This is a genomic window from Deinococcus aestuarii (assembly GCF_018863415.1).
GTDB classification, from domain to species: domain Bacteria; phylum Deinococcota; class Deinococci; order Deinococcales; family Deinococcaceae; genus Deinococcus; species Deinococcus aestuarii.
Genome location: NZ_JAHKSN010000003.1, coordinates 15,602 through 34,130, shown reverse-complemented (window position 1 = coordinate 34,130; position 18,529 = coordinate 15,602). Strand labels below are relative to the sequence as shown.

Annotated in this window: 16 protein-coding genes; 4 read left to right on the top strand and 12 right to left on the bottom strand. The window is 70.8% G+C overall.

Features of this window, described 5'->3' with window-relative positions; all coding sequences use genetic code 11:
• Nucleotides 1-8: 8 nt before the first annotated feature.
• A complete protein-coding gene (locus tag IC605_RS06145; RefSeq protein WP_216320464.1) occupies nucleotides 9-1,292 on the top strand; it encodes a S1C family serine protease in 1,284 nt (427 codons plus the stop codon).
• A 112-nt stretch (nucleotides 1,293-1,404) separates the two neighbouring features.
• Here the strand turns inward: IC605_RS06145 and IC605_RS06140 are convergent, their stop codons facing one another.
• The 5 genes from IC605_RS06140 to IC605_RS06120 form a co-directional block, all read right to left on the bottom strand.
• Entirely contained in the window at nucleotides 1,405-2,268 is an 864-nt protein-coding gene (locus IC605_RS06140; protein WP_216320461.1) for a VOC family protein, read from the bottom strand.
• A gap of 50 nt (nucleotides 2,269-2,318) precedes the next feature.
• Nucleotides 2,319-2,957 (bottom strand): NADPH-dependent F420 reductase, encoded by a 639-nt coding sequence (locus IC605_RS06135; RefSeq protein ID WP_216320458.1) that lies wholly within the window; start codon nucleotides 2,955-2,957, stop codon nucleotides 2,319-2,321.
• Between the two features lie 36 nt (nucleotides 2,958-2,993).
• Nucleotides 2,994-3,425, bottom strand: a complete 432-nt coding sequence (locus tag IC605_RS06130; protein WP_216320456.1) for a DoxX family protein — start codon at nucleotides 3,423-3,425, stop codon at nucleotides 2,994-2,996.
• 67 nt (nucleotides 3,426-3,492) lie between these two features.
• The gene (locus tag IC605_RS06125) at nucleotides 3,493-3,969 is read right to left on the bottom strand and encodes a MarR family winged helix-turn-helix transcriptional regulator (protein ID WP_216320454.1); all 477 of its coding nucleotides are present in this window, start codon (nucleotides 3,967-3,969) and stop codon (nucleotides 3,493-3,495) included.
• Nucleotides 3,970-4,400: 431 nt separating this feature from the next.
• On the bottom strand, nucleotides 4,401-5,135 hold the full coding sequence (locus tag IC605_RS06120; RefSeq protein WP_343216524.1) for a TetR/AcrR family transcriptional regulator: 735 nt from the start codon (nucleotides 5,133-5,135) through the stop codon (nucleotides 4,401-4,403).
• Nucleotides 5,136-5,272: 137 nt separating this feature from the next.
• Between IC605_RS06120 and IC605_RS06115 the strand changes: the two genes are divergently transcribed.
• Entirely contained in the window at nucleotides 5,273-6,130 is an 858-nt protein-coding gene (locus tag IC605_RS06115; protein WP_216320450.1) for an SDR family oxidoreductase, read from the top strand.
• A 339-nt stretch (nucleotides 6,131-6,469) separates the two neighbouring features.
• Here IC605_RS06115 and IC605_RS06110 read toward each other — a convergent pair whose 3' ends face one another.
• Entirely contained in the window at nucleotides 6,470-7,876 is a 1,407-nt protein-coding gene (locus IC605_RS06110; RefSeq protein ID WP_216320448.1) for a glucose/sorbosone family PQQ-dependent dehydrogenase, read from the bottom strand.
• Nucleotides 7,877-7,926: 50 nt separating this feature from the next.
• Nucleotides 7,927-8,700 (bottom strand): SDR family NAD(P)-dependent oxidoreductase, encoded by a 774-nt coding sequence (locus tag IC605_RS06105; RefSeq protein WP_216320446.1) that lies wholly within the window; start codon nucleotides 8,698-8,700, stop codon nucleotides 7,927-7,929.
• A gap of 256 nt (nucleotides 8,701-8,956) precedes the next feature.
• Here IC605_RS06105 and IC605_RS06100 point away from each other — a divergent pair, with 256 nt between their 5' ends.
• A complete protein-coding gene (locus IC605_RS06100; protein WP_216320443.1) occupies nucleotides 8,957-9,397 on the top strand; it encodes a MarR family winged helix-turn-helix transcriptional regulator in 441 nt (146 codons plus the stop codon).
• A gap of 206 nt (nucleotides 9,398-9,603) precedes the next feature.
• On the top strand, nucleotides 9,604-10,221 hold the full coding sequence (locus tag IC605_RS06095) for an NADPH-dependent FMN reductase (RefSeq protein WP_216320439.1): 618 nt from the start codon (nucleotides 9,604-9,606) through the stop codon (nucleotides 10,219-10,221).
• Between the two features lie 542 nt (nucleotides 10,222-10,763).
• Here IC605_RS06095 and IC605_RS06090 read toward each other — a convergent pair.
• From IC605_RS06090 to IC605_RS06070, 5 genes are read right to left on the bottom strand one after another with little or no spacing between them, the layout of a single operon-like run.
• Nucleotides 10,764-12,482, bottom strand: coding sequence for a VWA domain-containing protein (locus IC605_RS06090; protein WP_216320436.1), 1,719 nt, complete (start codon nucleotides 12,480-12,482; stop codon nucleotides 10,764-10,766).
• A gap of 16 nt (nucleotides 12,483-12,498) precedes the next feature.
• On the bottom strand, nucleotides 12,499-12,888 hold the full coding sequence (locus tag IC605_RS06085) for a type II toxin-antitoxin system VapC family toxin (RefSeq protein WP_216320433.1): 390 nt from the start codon (nucleotides 12,886-12,888) through the stop codon (nucleotides 12,499-12,501).
• The gene (locus tag IC605_RS06080) at nucleotides 12,885-13,127 is read right to left on the bottom strand and encodes a type II toxin-antitoxin system Phd/YefM family antitoxin (protein WP_216320429.1); all 243 of its coding nucleotides are present in this window, start codon (nucleotides 13,125-13,127) and stop codon (nucleotides 12,885-12,887) included. Before IC605_RS06080 ends, IC605_RS06085 begins: the two co-directional genes overlap by 4 nt.
• Before the next feature lie 43 nt (nucleotides 13,128-13,170).
• Complete coding sequence (cobN, locus tag IC605_RS06075) at nucleotides 13,171-17,547, bottom strand: cobaltochelatase subunit CobN (RefSeq protein WP_216320426.1); 4,377 nt, start codon at nucleotides 17,545-17,547, stop codon at nucleotides 13,171-13,173.
• Entirely contained in the window at nucleotides 17,544-18,524 is a 981-nt protein-coding gene (locus tag IC605_RS06070) for a HoxN/HupN/NixA family nickel/cobalt transporter (RefSeq protein ID WP_343216523.1), read from the bottom strand. The genes cobN and IC605_RS06070 overlap by 4 nt, the downstream gene beginning before the upstream one ends.
• Nucleotides 18,525-18,529 lie beyond the last annotated feature (5 nt).

Here is an 18,529-nt window from a genome sequence, read left to right as displayed (position 1 = left end):
GAGGACCGATGAAACTCCCGACGACTCTTCTGACGGCGCTGCTGCTGGTCGGCTGCCAGGATCAGGCCACCGGCGATTCCGGGGGCACGGGGACGGGGACGACCAGCCCGGCGGCCTCGTCGCCGTCGCAGGGGGCGGGGCAAAACCCGCCCGGCACGGCGAGTCCCGCCGCCTCCGGGGGCAACGACGGGCGCCTCGCCTACGACGAGAACACCATCTCGGTCGTGAACCGGACCCAGGGAGGCGTCGTGTTCGTCACCCGCTTCGATCAGGTGGGGGGCGGTTCCCTCTACGGCGGGTCGCCCCTGGGCCCGGACGCCCCGCCGGGAGGCCTGGAGGTGCCGTCCGGCACGGGGTCGGGCTTCCTGATCGACGCCCAGGGCGAGATCGTCACCAACTACCACGTGATCCAGGGGGCGTCCAACCTCCGCGTCCGGCTGCACCAGAACGAACAGGAATACGAGGCCAGCGTGGTGGGCACCGCGCCCGACTACGACCTGGCGCTGATCCGGGCGCGCGCGCTGCCCGCCGGGGTGAGGCCCCTGACCCTGGGAGACAGCGGCGTCCTGCGGGTCGGCGAGAAAGCCATCGCGCTGGGGGCCCCCTTCGGCCTGGAATTCACCGTCACCCAGGGCATCGTCTCCGCCGTCAACCGGGTGGTGCCCACGGGCGTGAACTACATCCCGCAGAACTCGGTCCAGACCGACGCCTCCATCAACCCCGGCAACTCGGGCGGGCCGCTCGTGAACAGCCGGGGCGAGGTGATCGGGGTGAACACCCAGATTCTCTCCCCGGCGGGGGCGGCGAGCGGCGTCGGGCAGAGCGCGGGCGTGGGCTTCGCCATTCCCGTGAACGTGGTCAAGGCCCTGTTGCCGCGGCTGCGGGCGGGGGAGACCATCACGGTGCCCCGTATCGGGGTCGTCTCCATTCCCCTGCAAGCCCTGACCCCCTCGGCGCGGGAGGCCCTGGACCTCCCGGCGAGCGGCATCCTGGTCCAGTCGGTCGAGCCGGGCACCCCGGCGGCGGCGGCGGGACTGCGGGGTGGGGAGCGCACCCAGCGCTTCGCGGACGCGGCCATCCGGCTGGGGGGCGACATCATCACCGCCCTCGACGGCCAGGAGGTCTCGACCGTTCAGGACCTCCAGAGCGTCCTCATCGGCAAACAGCCGGGCGACGAGGTGACCGTGACGGTGCGGCGGGGCGGCCAGACCGTGACGCGCGAGCTGACCCTCACCGCCTCGTCCCAGGGGCGAGGGGAGCAGGGCACCCCTCCACCCGTCCCCGGGTCGTAGGGCGGCTTCCAGGCGAAAGGGACAGGCCCCGGATTCCCCGGTCTGTCCCTTTCGGTGCGGCGGGGCGTCCCCGTTCCCGTCCCTGCGGGTGGGAGGGGACGCGCGGGGCCGCTCAGGCGCTCGCGCCGAAGATCAGCCGGTTGCCCGACGGGTCGCGCACGTCCAGCCCGCCCTGGGTGCGGGTGGAGGGCACGCCCGCGGCCCGGAGGTGCTCGGCCAGACGGTCCACGTCGGCGGCGCTCGGCAGCCCGACGTGAACGCCCAGCAGCCGGGCCGTGTTCTCGGGGGCGGGTCTGCCCCCCTCGCTCTGCCAGGTGTTCAGGCCGAAGTGGTGGTGGTAGCCGCCGACCGAGACGAACAGCGCCCCCGGCCAGCGCGCGACGACATCGAAGCCCAGCAGCCCGCGGTAAAACGCCTCCGTGGCGGCGAGGTCCGTCACCCGCAGGTGGACGTGGCCCATGACGGTGCCGTCCGGAAGGCCCTGGAACGGCTCGTCCGCGCCGGGCTCGGCCAGCAGGCCCGCCACGTCGATGGGATCGGACGCCATCTGCACCTGGTCGAGGTTCCAGCGCCACTCGCTCCGGGGCCGGTCGCGGTAGACCTCGATGCCGTGCCCGTCGGGGTCGTTGAGGTAGAACGCCTCGCTGACGAGGTGGTCACCCTGCCCGATCCGCAGGCCCGTGCCCGCGGCGTGCCGCACCCAGCGGGCGAGGTCCACCCGGGTGGGCAGCAGCGCCGCGAAGTGGTACAGGCCGGGCGTGCTGCGGGGAGCGGGGCTGGCCCCGGGAAGTTCGGTCAGGGTCAGCAGGGGCCGCGCGGCCGTGCCGAGGCGGGCCGTGCGGCCCTGGCGTTCGAGCACGGTCATGCCGAGCACCTGCTCGTAAAAGGCGACGCTGCGCGCGAGGTCGGAGACGGTCAGCTCGGCGGCGCCGAGGGTGAGGTCGGGGTGCAGGCGGAAGGTGGGGGTGGCGGTCATGGGTCCTCCGGGAGGTGGGAGCAGGGCGGGGGGGAGCTTGTGGGCGCAGATCAACCGAGCAGCTTCCAGGCGCTCATGAAGCCGGTGCCGAGCGGGCCCTGGAGGGTGATGCCCAGCAGGCCCAGCCCTTCGAGCTGCCGGGCCCGTTCGAGCCCTCCCGCGTCGATGCCGCGCAGCCCGCCCGAGGTCACGAGGTCGAGCACCTGCCGCTTGGCCCCCTCATCATCCCCCGCTACGAGCACGTCGAGGGGCTGCCCGGCGACCTGCCCCTGCACCAGCGTGCCCGCGAAGGTGGTGTTGAAGGCCTTCACGACCCGGCTGTCCGGCAGCAGCCGGGCGAGGTCCTCGGCGGCGCTGGTGCCGAGCGCGGTGGCGAGGCCGTCGAAGCGGGCGTTCAGGGGGTTGCTGATGTCCACGACCACCTTGCCCGCGAATTCGTCCCGGAACTGCCGGGCGAGGTCCTGCGAGGCGGTGTACCACGTGGCGAGGATCACCACGTCGCCCTGGAGGGGCTCCCCGAGGGTGCCCGCCTGGACGGTGGCGCCCGGGAGGGCCGCCCGCACCTCCTGCGCGAGCGCCTCAGCCTTTTCGAGTTGGCGGTCGTGCAGGGTGACGGTGTGGCCGCCGCGGGCGAGGGTGTGGGCGAGGCCGCGCCCCATGTTGCCGGTGCCGATGATCGTGACGTTCACGGTGGTCCTCCTGTCGGGAGAGGGCGAGAGGAAGAGTCAGGCCCCGCGGCGGGCGAGCACGGCGTCGAGCGAGTAGCGCCCGGGTCCGGTCAGCGCGAGTGCGGCGCTCGCGGCGAACAGGGCCAGCACGAATTCCACGCCGCCCGGGGCAAAGAACCCGCCCTTGAGGTGGACGAGCCCCATCGCGCCCAGCATGTTCAGGGCGAGCAGCACACCCGCCGCGCGGGTGAACAGGCCCAGGATCAGCGCCGCGCCGCCCAGCAGTTCGAGGGCCGAGACGAGCGGGGCGGTGAGCCCGGGCAGGGGCGCGCCCATCTGCGTGAAGGCGCCCGTCGTGCCCGGAATGCCGAACTCGAAGAACTTCTGGAGGCCGTGCGCGACGAAGATCACGCCGATCAAAACGCGCAGGACGGTGAGGCCGAGGTCGAGCCCGGAAGAACGCCGGGGAGCAGAGGTCAGGGTGGTCATCGGAGGTCTCCTTGTGGTGAGGGAATCTGTGGCAACGAATATTGGGCGGAAAGGTGGCGAGGGGAGCTCAGGCGACCTCCTCGCCGTGGGCAGACGCCTCACCGAGCAGGCCCAGGAGCTGCCGCAACCTCTGAGACCCGAGGTGTCCCAGTTGGGCGCGGTGCAACTCCGCGAGGGGTTGGTCCAGGTCGGCCAGAATCGCCCGTCCCCTTCCGGTGATGCAGGTCAGGACGACGCGGCGGTCCTGGGTGCTGCGAACGCGGGTCACCAGCTCCTGCTTTTCCAGGCGGTCGAGCAGCCGGGTCACGTCCGAGTCGTGGGTGATCAGCCGCTCGCCGATCTCGCCGCAGGTCAGCCCGCCTTCCCCCGCGCCGCGCAAAATCCGCAGCACGTTGAACTGCGCCGGGCTCAGGTCGGCTCCCTTGAGCAGCTCGGCGGTCTGGTGACCCAGGTCGGCCGCCAGCCGCTGTAACGTCAGGTAAACCTCATGCTCCAGGCTGACAAAGGGCGTGCCGGGTCGGTCGGTCGGGGGAGGTGAGGACATCGGGAAGGCTCCTGTTCGTCGCCGGGCGACTGTCCCAAATATAATCGTTACAACGAATATTGTCAACACGGAGTTTTGAGGAGGGGTGCAGGCGAGCCCCGGGGGCACTTCGGGCCGCCTGACCGAACTCGCCCGCCGGGTGGGTGGTGCAAGGCCTGCCCGCGCGGCAGGCGCTCGCCCCCGCCGTGTGCGACTGGGCGGACACGTTGACGGTCCTCGCCGGGAGCCTCGGGGAGCGCGCGGCCCGGCACCGCGCGGTGGACCGGGCGTCGGAGGTGGCCCGGTCCGACACGGGGGGCGACGAGGCCCACCTGGCCGTGCGGCTCACGGCCCCCGACGTGGCGCTCTGCGCGGGCGTCCCCACCGATCAGACCACCGCCGCGCTGCGAGGCTCCACCCCGGCGCACTGCCCGCCGCCTTCCCCGACGCCCTCAGGACGATGCGGGCACGCCTGGGGTGGTCAGCCGGTCGAGCCACTCCCCCAGGAGGTGCCGCTCGGCCGGCGAGAGGACGTCCGGCGCCTCGGAGAGCACCGCCTGAAGCGCGGTGGCACGCGCCGCCACCCGATCCGCCCCCGGCCTTTCCTGAGAGGCGCTGCCCTGCAGATGGGCAATGGTGATCGCCGCCAGCACGGCCTCGCGCAGGGCCGCCGGGAGGTGCGGGTCCCGCGCTTCCGGCGGGGTGCCGATCAAGGAGAGGGTCACCCCTTCCCCAGCAGCGGAAATGAGACCCACCGCCAGAGGGACGCCCACCCGGAGCCGCCCCGCCTGCGCCACCCGGGTGACCAGCCGGTGCAACACCGCCAGGCCGTCCCGGGCCGCCAGCGTGTGGGCCCCGGCCACCGGGTCGCCGTAGATCAGGGTGTACACGGCTGGGTTGGCGAGCCCGAACGCGACGTGCAGATCCCACCCGCGCCGCAGGTCCTCCAGCGGGTCGTCGGTGGGCTCGTGGGTCGCCTTCTCTCGCACGTACGCGGCCAACGTCTCGCGGGCCGTCACCTCCAGCAGCCCTTGCAGGTCACCGAACTGCCGGTAGAGCGTGGGCGCCTGGACCCCCGCGGCGGCACTCACCGCCCGCGTGGACACGGCCTCCCGCCCGCCACGGGCCAGCAATTCAGCGGTCGCCTCCACGATGCGTTCCCGGGCCCCGGTGGCTCGCGCGTTCACGTTAACCATGATAACGCCCCATTGTGAACAGACTTGTGGTATCAACGGAAACGGTGTAGTGTTAGCTGCGTTAACCCCGGCCCAGGTTCGTGGTTTAGGGGCGAGCCCGAGGACACCCGCAGGACAAGGAGCATCCCATGATCATCGTGACCGGAGCGACCGGCCAGTTGGGCCGGGCCATCGTCGAACAACTCACCGCCCGTCTGCCGGCCACCCAGGTCGGCGCCAGCGTCCGCGACCCCGAGAAGGCGGCCGATCTGGAGGCCCTCGGGGTGCGGGTGCGCCAGGGTGACTTCCGCGACCCCGCCAGCCTCACCCACGCCTTCGAGGGCGCCACGCAGGTGCTGATGGTGTCCTCTAACGCGCGGGCCTACGGGGGTGACCCCCTCGCGCAGCACCGCGCGGCCATCGGGGCCGCCCGCGAAGCTGGGGCGACGCGGATCGTCTACACCAGCCAGATGGCCGCCAGCCCGTCCTCGGCATTCGCGCCCGCCCTCGACCACGCGGCGACCGAGGAGCTGCTGCGTCAGTCGGGTCTGGCCTGGACCGCCCTGCGCAACGGCTTCCACGCGACGAGCAGCTTGTTCATGTTGGGAGACTCGCTCGACACGGGACTCTTCGAGGCACCTGCGGACGGTCCGGTCGCCTGGACGACGCACGCCGACCTGGCCGAGGGGGCGGCGGCCATCCTCACCGACCCGGGCCGGTTCGAGGGGCCGACGCCGCCCCTCACCGGATCGCAGGCGCTCGACTTCGCCGACCTCACGGGCCTCGCCTCGGAGGTGCTGGGCCGACCCGTGGAGCGGCGGGTGATCTCCGACGAGGACTTCAGCGCCAGGATGGCGGCGCGGGGCGCGCCGGGGAACCATCTGCTCGGGATGTACCGCGCGAGCCGGGCGGGCGAGTTCGCCACCGTCGATGGGGCGCTGGAGCAATTGATCGGGCGCCCCGCGCTGACCATGCGTGACGTGCTCGCCCAGAAGTTCGGCCGCTGACCGCTCAAGGGCACACGGCGCGGGCTTCGCTCACCCGTCGTCGAGCGACCGCCCGCAGGGGGCGGATGTTCGGGAGCACCCGCGGCTCCTCCGCGGACAGCTCGTTCAGGAAGGGGGCGAGCACCCCGGCCCAGGCGTCGATCTCGGCGCGGGTGGCGGCGGTGGTGAGGCTGGGGAAAGGCGCGTGGTGCGGCGGCCGTGGTCATCCGGTCGCCGTAAGACCGGCTCGCGCGCCGCCAAACTCCGCAGGGTCACGCTGACGTTGCCGTGTTGCAGGCTCAGGTCACGGGCGGCCCCAGAGACGCTGGTGCCCGGATGACGGTGGACGCTCTTGCGCGGTTATCTCCCGGTGTATGTGAAGGCGAGGACGCTGCCGGGGTTGGTCAGCTCGGTCACGGGCTGGTTGTCCTGGCCGAGCATCTGCCCGGCGCTGTCCGTGATGACGTAGATGGTGCGCCCGTCGTTCGACACGGCGGTGTCGCGGTACCGGTTGTTGGTCGGCAGGGTCTTGATCGCCTCGCCGCGCGTGTTCAGGCCGCTGGGCATGATGGGGACGCGGTAGATCGCGCCGTGCTTCAGGCTGGGGACGAGCAGCGAGCGGTTCCAGCCGGGAATCCCGGCGTTCTCGTACACCTCGATGCTGCTGGGCGCCATGTTGGGGCGGTAGAGGTTGGTGTTCGGGATGGGCGTGTCCGTGAAGTCGTGTCCGCCCGGCACCGTCCACAGGGTGATCAGGGCGTCTTTGAGGTTGGGGGCGCTGAACGCCGTCTCCCGGGTCTGGGGCACGCTGTCCGGGATGGTGTAGGGTTCCCAGGTCAGGCTGGCGCAGTTGGGGGCGGCGCTCCAGTTGCCGTACACGTACGCTTGATCGTCCTGATACCCGACGACGTGGGGCCAGCCGTAGTTGCCCGCCGCCTCCAGGATGTTCACCTCGTCGTCGGTGTTCGGGCCCTGCTCGCTGGAGTACAGGACGCCCTGGCGGCTGAAGTCGATTCCCTGCGGGTTGCGGTGCCCGACGGTGAAGACGTGGCTGACGACCCCGCCCAGGCTGGGGTTGTCGCCCGGAATGCTGCCGTCGAGGTTCAGGCGCAGGGTCTTTCCGGTGTAGTTCACCCAGTTCCCCGCCTGGATCTCGGCGGCGCTGGGCAGCACCTGCGAGGTGATGGGTTTGCAGGCGTTGGCGAACTGGTTGTGCCCCAGGTCGCCCATCGTGAAGTACAGCTTGCCGTCGGGCCCGATCTTGAGGCGCCCGGCGTTGTGGTCGCTTCCGGCGGGCAGCCTGTCGATGACGGTGCTGGGCGAGGTCAGTTGCCCGCTCGCCCGGTCGAAGGTGTAGCGCACGATCTTCTTCGTGGGAGCCTCGGCCGTGCCGGAGGTGTAGGCGACGTACACCCAGTCACGCCCCTGACCCTGGAGCAGGTCGGGATGCAGCGCCATCCCCAGGACGCCCTGGTGCTGCCCGCCCGCCAGGGCGTCGGGGATGGTCACGGCGACACTCCGCTGTCCGGTGGTGGGGTCTACCCGCACGACCCGCTTCCCGAGGCGTTCGGTCACCCAGAGTTGACCGTCGGGACCGAGGGTGAGTTCCCAGGGCATCTCCAGGCCGGTCGTGACCACGCGCAGGGTGAAGGGCTCGCCGACGGCCTCGCCGCTCCCAGGAACACCGGGAAGGGTCAGGCCGCAACCGGCCAGGGTGATGGAGACGAGCAGGGTGCCCAGGGCGAGGGGGGCAAGTCGGAGGGTCATGGCGTTCTCCTTTGGGCGAGCGGGCGTGAGGCGAGGTGGACGGGGCGGCCTCAGCGGGCGCCCACGTACCCGGCGTCCACGTGGATGACCGTGCCGGTCACGTAGCTCGACAGGTCCGAGGCGAGCCACAGGCTGGCCTGCGCGACCTCCCCAGGCTGGGCGAAGCGGCCCAGCAGGCTCAGTTGCGGGGCGTAGGCCTGCGGATCGAGGCCGAACTGCTCCAGGGCGCCGCGCAGCATGGGCGTGTCGATGGCGCCGGGGGCCACGGCGTTCACCCGGATGCCGTGCGCGCCGTTTTCCAGGGCGGCGACCTTGGTGATCCCGTTCACCCCGTGCTTGGCCGCGACGTAGGCGATGTTGCCAGGCTGGGGCCGGAAGCCGCTGACCGAGGAGATGTTGATGATGGAGCCGCCGACCCCCTGGTCACGCATCTGCCGCAGCTCGTGCTTCAGGCACAGGGCCGTGCCCTTGAGGTCGACGGCCATCAGGCGGTCCCAGTAGCCTTCGTCGAAGTCGTGGGCGGGTTTGTCGTCGGGCGTCAGGGCGGCGTTGTTCACGGCCACGTCCAGCCGTCCGTAGGCGTCCACGGCGGCCCGGACCATGTTCTGCACCTGCTCGGCCTTCGAGATGTCCACGTGGACGAAGGTGGCCGCTCCGCCCGACCCCGTGATGGCGTCCACGACCGCCTGGCCCTTCTCGTCGTTGAAGTCCGCGACGACGACCCTGGCCCCGGCCTCGGCGAACAGCCGGGCCGTGGCCTCGCCCATGCCCATCGCCGCTCCGGTGATGAGGGCCACCTTGTCTTGCAGGGAAGGCAGTGTCATCCAAGCTCCTTTCCACTCCTTGACGGGGGGTGAGTGACGGACGGCAGGCCGCAGTTCGCGCACGGAGCCTGGACCCGTGCCGGTACGCCCAGAACCTGGACCAGGGCCGGAGAGTCCCTCAGGACCTGAAGCGGGCACCTGTGGGCATTAGAAGATTAAGGATTGAACCGTTTTGAAATCCGGGCCACCTTGTGAACGGTCTGGCCCGTGGCGTTGGGGAAAAAATGGCGCTTTGGCCCGCCGCTATAGTGTCCATGTGACCGACGAGACCGCTGCCACCGACCTGGACGAGGCGCTGCGGCGACCTCCCATCCGGCTGTGGCGGCGACTGGTGCGGCTGACCCAGACCAAGCTGAAGGAGGTCGAGGACGCCCTCGCGCCCCTGGGACTGAGCGCCACCGAGTTCGATCTGCTCGCCGTCGTGCGGGCCCACGAGGGAGCGACCCAGCAGGAACTCGCCCAGCGTCTGCTGTTCAGCGAGGCCAACATGACGTACCACGCCCAGCGGCTGTGCCACCGGGGCCTGATCCGCCGGGAACCGTCCGGCAAAACCAAACGGCTCTCCCTGACGCCCGCGGGCCAAGAGTTGATCGACCGCGCCCTGCCCACCGTGGTCGAGCTGCACGGACGTCAGTTCGCCGCCATGAACGCCGACCAGTTGCGGCAGTTCGACGAGCTGCTTCGCCTGTTGCGCTGAAGCGCGGCGGCAGGGCTGAGCGGCCCTTCCGGGAAGGGCTCCCTTGACAATTCAATCTTTAATTGATTGACTGCGCTCACCATCGGTGCGGCGGGCCTGGAACCGGCGTGCTCCCCCACCGGAGGGCAGACCATGACGTTGCCCGAACCCGCCTCAAGTCCCCCTCCCCACGCCGGTCCTCTGTGGACGTCCCCCAGGAGCCCCCCATGACGAACCCGAAAATCGCCGTCATCATCGGCAGCACCCGCGACGCCCGTTTCGCCGACAAGCCCACCGAGTGGTTCATAAAGCGTGCCTCCCAGCGCCCCGACCTCGACTTCGAGGTGCTCGACCTGCGCGACTTCCCGCTGCCGCTGTTCAACGAGGTCGCCTCCAACGCCTGGGCCCCCACCCAGAACGAGGTCGGCCAGCGGTGGCAGCGCAAACTCGCGGAGTTCGACGGCTACGTGTTCATCACCGCCGAGTACAACCACGCGCCGACGGCCGCCCTGAAAAACGCGCTGGACTACGCCTACCCCGAGTGGAACAAGAAGCCCGTGACCTTCGTCGGCTACGGCTCGGTCGGGGCGGCGCGCGCCATCGAGCAGCTCCGCGCGATTGCGGTGGAGTTGCAGATGGCGCCCCTGCGCGCGGCGGTGCATATCCAGGGAGGGGACTTCTTCGCGGCCTGGCAGCAGGGCAAGAGCCTGGACGAGCTGACGTACCTGGAGCCGGGCGTGACGGCGATGTTCGAGGAGCTGGCCTGGTGGACGAAGGCCCTGAAGACGGCCCGCGAGACGACCAACCCGCCCCAGGAGATTCAGGTGTCCGCCTCGGGCTCCTAGCGCACAGCTCGACCGGGCCTGCCGGGCCGCACAGAACAGGAGGGGCACGGGACAGGAGAACGGTCATGCCCATGTGCAGGGGTCGATTGAACTGTGGCGGACGCTTCCCGATCAGCGTGTCGAAGATCGGCCCCACAAAACATCTGCCTCAGGCGAGTGGACGTGCTCGATTTCCCGTTTCACCGGCACGGTGACCGGGCCGATGACGGGACCGGGATTGCGCCGACCGGCAGGGCGTTCGAGGTCGGCGTCTGCACGGTCGCGCGCTGGGAGGGTTCCTTGCTGTTCGCCAGCAAGTCGCCGATGGTGAGCGCATCCGGGACACCGCCCTGGCCCCTTGATCCCCGAGCGCCGAGGTTCGACCATCGGCGGCCCTGACGACCGGGAAGGTCCCCCGTCGCCAGAAGGGCTCGCGCCGTGGCCCGACCGGGCTCGGTTCGGGTCCGCTGGGCCGCTCCTGCCGAGAAGCGGGAGGCTCCACAGCGGGGCGTGTCTGCGAGACGTGCGTGTGCTGGAGGGCGGTGTGGCGGGAACGGGCCGCCTCACGCGGGGGCTCCCAGGGCCGTGAGGTCTGCCCCCAGGACCTCGGCCAGTCGCGCCGCCCGGCCCAGGCGTACGTGCCCGCTCTCGGTGTCCACGACGAGGGTGGGCACGCCTCGCAGGGCACGGGCCGCGTCCAAGGCGTCGGCCCAGGCGTCCCCGCCGGGCGTCAGCGGCACGTTCGCCCGCCCGTCGGTGAACAGCACGAGCTGCGCCCCCCGCTCCCCCGCGAGCACCTCGGCGGCGAGGCTCAGCGCGTGCGCGAGCGGCGTGCGTCCCCCGGTCGGCGCCCCCGTGATCGCGGCCTCGGCGGCGTGTGGGTCGGTGGTGAAACCGAGGTCGAGGGTGGCACCTGTTGCCCGGAAGGTCATCAGGGCCACCCGGTCGCGGCGCGTCTGCTCACGCAGGAGGTCGAGCATCGCCCCCTTCACCGCTCCCATGCGTTCGCGCGTGCCCATGCTGCCGCTCGCGTCCGCCACAAAGAGGACCCGCCGCCCACCCGTTTCCTCGTGGACGGGGATTCGCAAGTCCTCGCGGCGCAGGGTGACGGTGCCGCCCCCACTCAGGGCCGTGCGGGTCAAGGCGGCGCGCAGGGTGTCGGGCACGGCGAGCGTGGTCGGCTGGGGGTCGGAGACCGTCCGAACGACGCGGCCCGGCACGCCCTCACCCCGCCGCGTGCCGGGGATGGGGGAGGAAAGAGGAGGGGTAAGGGAAAGCGTGCTCACGCCGGGCGCGAAGACTTCCTCCGGTCCGTCCGCCGAGGGAGCCTGAGCGGAGTGCTCCCGGGACGTGTCCGGCTGCGGGGGCGGGGTCTCCTGCGGCGGGGCGGGCGGCGGAGGTGGGGGCGACGGCGGCAACCGTGGATCGCGGCGGTGCGTCAGCACGAGGGGCGCGACGCGGTGCAGGTCGCCTTCCCGCACCTCCTCCCGGTCCTCCAAAGCGGCGAGTGCACGGGCAGCCCGGTGCAGCACGAGGTCGGCGCGCAGGCTCCGCACCCCGGCCCCAGCACTCAGGGCGGCGATGGCGTCGAGAAGCCTGTCCGGCACGGTGACGCGCGGCAGCCGGACACGGGCGGCGCCGAGGCGGGCGGCGAGGGTCTCCTCTTCCTCCTGCCACTCCCGCGTGAAGACCTGCGGGTTAGCCTCGAAGCGCATCCGACGGCGGACGATCTCTGCCCGTTCCCCCGGTGCGGCGGGCGCCTGCACATCCACGCACAGCCCGAAGCGGTCGAGGAACTGGGGGCGCAGGCCGCCTTCCTCCGGGTTCATGCTGCCGATCAGGGCGAGGCGGGCGGGGTGTTCGGCGCTCAGGCCGTCGCGCTGCACCCGGTTCACGCCCATCGCCGCCACGTCGAGCAGCACGTCCACGAGGTGATCGGCGAGCAGGTTCACCTCGTCGATGTAGAGGACGCCGCCGTGGGCAGCGGCGATCAGGCCGGGCCGCAGGCGTACCTCGCCTTTTAAGGCCGCGTCGAGGTCGAGGGTGCCCACCACCCGGTCCTCGGTCGCGCCGAGGGGGAGGTTGACGAAGGGGGCGGGCGTGCCGTCCGGCGCGGGGGGCAGCAGGGCCGCGAGGCCGCGTGCCGCCGTACTCTTCGCCGCGCCCCGGTCCCCCCGGATCAGGACACCGCCGATGTCGGGTGAGACGGCCAGGAGGGAGAGGGCCAGCAGGAGGTCCGGCTGGTGGGCGACGGCGGAGAGGGGGTAGAGGGGGAGGGTCACGGGCGACTCCCGGCGGTTAACGCAGGATGGGCGCCTGTGCGTAGCTGGTGATGCTCTCGTCGAGCGTGACCAGCCGCAAGCCCTCCCCCAACGCCTGCGCGACGAGCATCCGGTCGAAGGGGTCGCGGTGAGTCCAGTCGAGGGCCCCGGCCCGGATGGCGTGGGCAGGCGTGATGTCGAGCACTTCGGCACCCAGCCGGGCGGCGACGGCGGGAAAGTCGGCCAGGAGCGGGGCGGCGCTCGGTAGCTTGCCCTGATGAAATTTGATGGACATTTCCCAGGCGACCACCGCGCTGAGAACAAGATCGTTCTCCAGTGCCTGAAGCTGTGCGGCGAGAGTCTGAGGAAGACGGGCGTCGTTCGAAACCAGCCACATCAGGATGTGGGTGTCGAGCAGCAGCCTCACTCCCAGTCCGCCAGCTCTTCCTCGCTGAGGGGGCGCATGAGTTCGCGGTTTTCCTCGTCGCTGAGTTGAACCTGTCCAGCCAGGAAGCCGAACTCGCGCTGCCGGGTCGGGGCCAGGGGCACAAGCCGCGCACTGGGTTTCCCTGCCCGGGCAATGATGATTTCCTCCCCTCTCTCGGCGCGCTCCACCAATTTCGAGAGGTGTGTCTTGGCCGCGTGGATGTTGACGATCTCGGGCATGAACTAAGCTTAGTCGAGTTAGTCCAGAGGAACATGATGGTTTTCATCCACTCACCCGCCCCATCTCGCCGCGCCCCTCCAGCAGCCCCTCGCTCTCGGCAAGGAGGTTCTGGAGGGCGTTCAGCGTCTCTGCCTCCGGCCTCCACAGCTCGCGGGCATGGGCTTCGAGGAGTCGCCCGGCGATGGCGTTCAGCGCCCAGGGGTTCGACTCGCGCAGAAAGGCCTGGTTCTCGGGGTCGAGGGCGTACGCCTGCGCCACCCCCTCGTACATGAAGTCGTGCGCGATCTGCGCGGTGGCGTCGAAGCCGAAAAGGTAGTCCACCGTCGCCGTCTGCTCCAGGCCACCCTTGTAGCCGTGGCGGCGGATGCCCTCCAGCCACTTGGGATTCACCACCCGCGAGCGGTACACCCGCAGCGCCTCCTCCCCCAGATCGCGGACGCGCGCCCGCTCGGGGTTGGCCGTGTCCCCGAAGTAGTGCCGGGGCTGGGCGCCGCTCAGACTCCGCACGGATGCGATCATCCCGCCGAAGAACTGGAGGTAGTCGTCGCTGTCGAAGATGTCGTGCTCGCGGTTGTCCTGGTTGTGCAACACGAGCTGGGTGACGGCGAGGCGGGCGCGGAAGTCCTCGCGGGCGTCCGTTCCGGCCTCGGCGACGGTGTAGGCATACCCGCCCCAGTTGACGAAGGTGCGCGCGAAATCGGCCTCGTCCTGCCAGTTCCCCTCGTGGATCAGGTCGAGGATGCCCGCCCCGTAGGTGCCCGGCGCGCTGCCGAAGAGGCGGTAGGCGGCGCGCGACTGCGCCTCCTCAGGCGGCAACTCGGCGAGGCGGCCCGCGAGGTCGGCGAGGTAATGCTTGCGCGGGTAGTTCTGCTCCTCCGGCTCGTCCGCCTGCATGGCGAGGTTCACCGCCTCGTCGAGCAGGGAGATCAGGTGGGGGAAGGCGTCACGGAAAAAGCCGCTGATGCGCACCGTCACGTCGATGCGGGGACGGCCCAACTCCTCCAGCGGAATGAGTTCTACCCCAGTCAGGCGTCGGCTCTGCGGGTGCCACACGGGCCGCGCGCCGAGGAGGGCGAGAATCTGCGCCACGTCGTCCCCCTGCGTGCGCATGTTGCTCGTACCCCAGACGCTGATAGCGACGTGTTCGGGGTAGGTGCCCGCCTCCTTGAGATGCCGTTCGAGCACCTCCCGCGCGAGGTTGCTCCCCACCGTCCATGCCGCCTGCGAGGGCAGGGCGCGCGGATCGACCGCGTAGAAGTTCCGCCCCGTCGGCAGGATGTGGGCGAGGCCGCGCGAGGGGGCGCCGCTCGGGCCGGCGGGGACATACCGCCCGGAGAGCCCCGCGAGCAGGTGCGTGATCTCGTCGGTCGTCGCGTCCAGATTTGGCTTCAGGACCCGGCAGGCGTAATCGAGCGTGGCGGGCAGGGTGCCGAAGTCGTCCAACGGACCCAGCGTAAGGGCGAGCGCGTCGGGAATGGCAGTGGGGTCGAAGTCCCGCGCCTCAAGCGTCTGGTAGAGGTGCAATGTGAGTTCGTCGATGAGTTCGAGCGCGTCCCCGTGGGTGAGGACGGGACGGCCTGCGAGTTCGCTGAGGTCGAGTTCTTTTCTCCCTCTCCCCTCGTGGGAGAGGGCCGGGGTGAGGGGGAATGCAGACGACTCGCCCGCCAACCGCCCCCCCGGATTCTCCAACAGCGCCCCCAACTCCAGCCCCAGCACTCCCGCCATCCCCGCGTGCAGCCCCGGCACTTCCGCATTCGCCAGCCGCGTGAGGGCACGCAGCATCTCGGGCAGCTGCTCCCCTCCCGGCGCCTGCCCCAGCACATGCAGCCCGTCCCGAATCTGCGCCATCCCCAACTCGCACAGGTAGCCGTCGATGTCTTCGAGGAGGTGGGCCACGTCCGACCCGTTCATCTCGGTCAGGGTGACGGGCACGCCCTCGGGGGTGAACGCCTCGTCCCACTCGTGAACGTGGTCACCGTGATCGCGCCGCAGCATGGTCCCGAGGTCGGTGCCCAGGTTCGCCCGCTGCACGAGGTCCCAGATTTGCTCCTGGAGGAGCGGCAACTTCGACGGGTCGAGGAGTTCCAGTTGGTAATACTCGTCCACGAGCGCGGCGAGTTCGGCGAGCGGCCCATAGGTGTCGGCGCGCGTGAGGGGTGGCGGCAGGTGGTCGAGGATCGTCGCGTGCGCCCGCCGCTTGGCCTGGGTGCCCTCGCCGGGGTCGTTGATCACGAAGGGGTAGAAGAGGGGCAGGTCGCCGAGGAGGGAGTCGGGGAAGCACTTCGCACTCAGGCCCACCCCCTTCCCCGGCAGCCATTCGAGCGTGCCGTGCTTGCCGACGTGGACGATGGCGTCCGCGCCGAAACCCCCACCTGCCGGCGTCTCCCGCAGCCAGCGATAAAGCGCGTGGTAGTGGTGGGTGGGCGGCAGATCGGGCGTGTGGTAGATCGCGTCCGGGTCCATGCCGTACCCGCGCGGGGGTTGCAGGGCGACGAACATCTTGCCGAAGTGCAGCCCGGCCAGGGCGAGGGCGCCGTCGTGAACGTAAGCCTCACCCGGCGCCTCGCCCCACTGCTGCTGCATCCGGCGTTGCTGAGCGTCGGGAAGGTCGGCAAACCACGCGCGGTAGAGGTCGGCGGGAACGTGGGCGGCGGCCTGCGCGAGCTGGGAGGGCGTGAGTTGCGTCGTGTCGTACGTCGTGCGGGCCAGGAGGGCGTGCATGAGTTCATCACTTGTCCCCGGCACCTCGCCCACGTCGTACCCCTCGGCCTCCAGCGCGCGGAGGATGTGGAGGAGAGAGGCGGCGGAGTCGAGCCCCACGGCGTTCCCCACTTGTGACGCCTTCGCGGTCGAGTTGGTGAAGACGAAGGCGAGGCGCTTTTCGGAGTTCGGCAGTTGACGCAGGCGGGCCAGGCGAACGGTAATGCCAGCGAGCCGCGCGGTGCGTTCGGGGTCGGCGACGAGGCGCGCGGCGTCCCCCGCCTCCCTCTCCTTGAAGGCGAAGGGCACGCCGATGATGCGCCCGTCAAACTCGGGCAAAGCAACGTTCATGGCCGTGTCGAGGGGATTGAGACCTCGCGCACTCGTCTCCCAAGGCCCGCGCGCCCCGCCGCTCGTGATGCCCTGGACGACGGGCACGCCCAGCCGTTCCAACGCGCCGACGTTCGCCCCCGCCGCCGTCACGTCCCCCGCCTGCACGTCGGCCATAGCAAAGGAGAGGGTGGAGATGAGAGCGTCCGCCTCTCCCCGCAGCAGGGCAAAGGCTTTCGGGTCCCCGTTCCCATCCACGTCCTTGAGGCTGGTCGTGAAGACGGGCAGGGCATCGGCACCCGCCTCGTCCAGTGCAGTCACGAGCGAGTCGATGAAGGCCGTGTTGCCGCTCAGCGCGTGGGCCCGGTAGAGCAGGACGCCGACGGCGGGGCGGCCCGGGGTGCGGAGCCGCTGCCAGTCCTCCAACGTCGCGTTCTCGGGCAGGTCGGAGTGGTAGAGGCCGTGTTCGGGCAGGGCGAGGGGCGGCTCGGCCCCGTACCCCGTCAGCCGCAGCGTGTCGCTGAGGGAGAGGAGGAGTTCGCGTGTGTTCTGCCACCCGCTCGCCGCCAGGTACGCCCGCGCCGTGTCGAGCGTGTGGGCGGGCGCGAGGCTGAGGGCCGCCAGCTCTGCGTCCGGCTCATTCGTCCCGCTCACGAGAAGGAGGTGCTGGCCGGAGCGGCGCGCGTGGTCGAGCAGCAGTTCCGCCCCCGGTACCGCCGAGAACTTGCCGTGAATCCGCACGAGGACGACCTCGGCCTGTCCGACTGCCCCCGAAAGCAACGTCGCCATCTGCGCCTCCGAGCGGATGCCGCCCAGTGCCCCCCCCGTCACCGGGCCGAAGTCGGCGGGCAGCGTCTCCTGTGCCGCGCGGAGGTTGAGCAGGTCCGTATCCGCGTGGGTCAGGAAGGCGATCCCGGAAAGTTCGGTGGGCGCGTCGGAGGTGGCGAGGGGCAGGGGCGTGGCCGCCTCGGCACCCCCCGCCACATCCCACGCGTAATAGTTGAAGGTGTACTCCACGAGTTCGGGCGGCAGCGGCAGGTACCCGTCCGCGCTCAACATCGCCTCGATGTAGTCGAAGATCGCTCGCACCAGCCACGCGTCGTTCACCGAGTGGAACCACACGTCGTGCCCGTCGAAGACGAGGTGGGCGACGTTGGCGAGGGGGCAGGGCCCCAGGCAACCCCCCTTGGTGAGGTGGACGGCGTTCCTGATCTTGCGCCGGGTCCACTCGTCCTTGTACACGTCCACGGGGGCGGCGGCGTAGCCCTTGTCCGTCCGACCACAGCAACAGCCGTGGAAGCAGTAGCTCAGGTGCCCGCGTTTGCGAACGACGTTGATGGTGCGCCCGTCGGCCCGGGTCACCCTCTGGCGGGGGGCGGGGCGGGTCACGCTGGCCTGCCCCGGCGCCAGCGCGACCACACCTGCGCCGTGAGGAACAACACGAGGGCCAACCCCGCCAGCCAGAACCCCAGCGGGGAGAGGTCCACCGCCTCCCACGCACTCAGGGCGCGGGCCGCCGGAAAGTGTTCCGCCGCCCATCCCATCAGCGTGACGACGCCGATCACGAGCGCGAGAACGCCCGAGAGCCCGGTGATCAGGAGGTTATACACGCGCCTGGCCCCCGGTTTGTCGAGCGCCCAGCCGTAGGCGTGGGTCATGAACGCGCCGTTGAGGGTGTCGAAGAGGGTCATTCCCGCCCCGAAGAGCAGCGGCAGGGCCAGGATGGCGCTCCAGCCCAGATGGTCCTGCCCCGCCTGCCCGGCGAGGGCGAGCAGGGCGATTTCCGAGGCCGTGTCGAAGCCCAGCCCCATCAGGAAGCCCAACGGGAAGACCTGCCACTGGTGGTTGACGAGCCGGGTCAGCGGCGCGATCACGCGGGCGAGAAGTCCTCCGTGATGATGGTGTTCGTCCTCTCCGCGCAGGGTCCGCCACACCGCGTGAAGGTTGAACCCCGCCACGAGCAGCAGGTATACCCCCGCCACGAAGGGCCCGATCCACCCCCCGAGGGCGCCGATCTCCTCCTGTGCCCCCAGCAGCGCCCGACCGATAACCGCCGCCGCAATCGCCATCAGCAGCACCACGCTCGAATGCCCCAGGCTGAAAAAGAGCCCGACCCCGTACGCGGGCCGTCCCAATGTCAGGAGTTTCCGCACGGTGTTGTCGATCACGGCGATGTGGTCGGCGTCCCAGGCGTGCCGCATTCCGAAGAGGTAGGCGGTCAGGCCCAGCCCCCACACCAGCGGCTCGGCGAGCGCCGACGGCACCAGCAGCCCGAGCGCGAGGACGTGGAGCGCCAGCACCGCCAGCAGGTAGGGCGCGCTCAGGGTCACGGTCTTGCGCGCCGTGACGGGAAGGAGGCCGGGCACGCTCA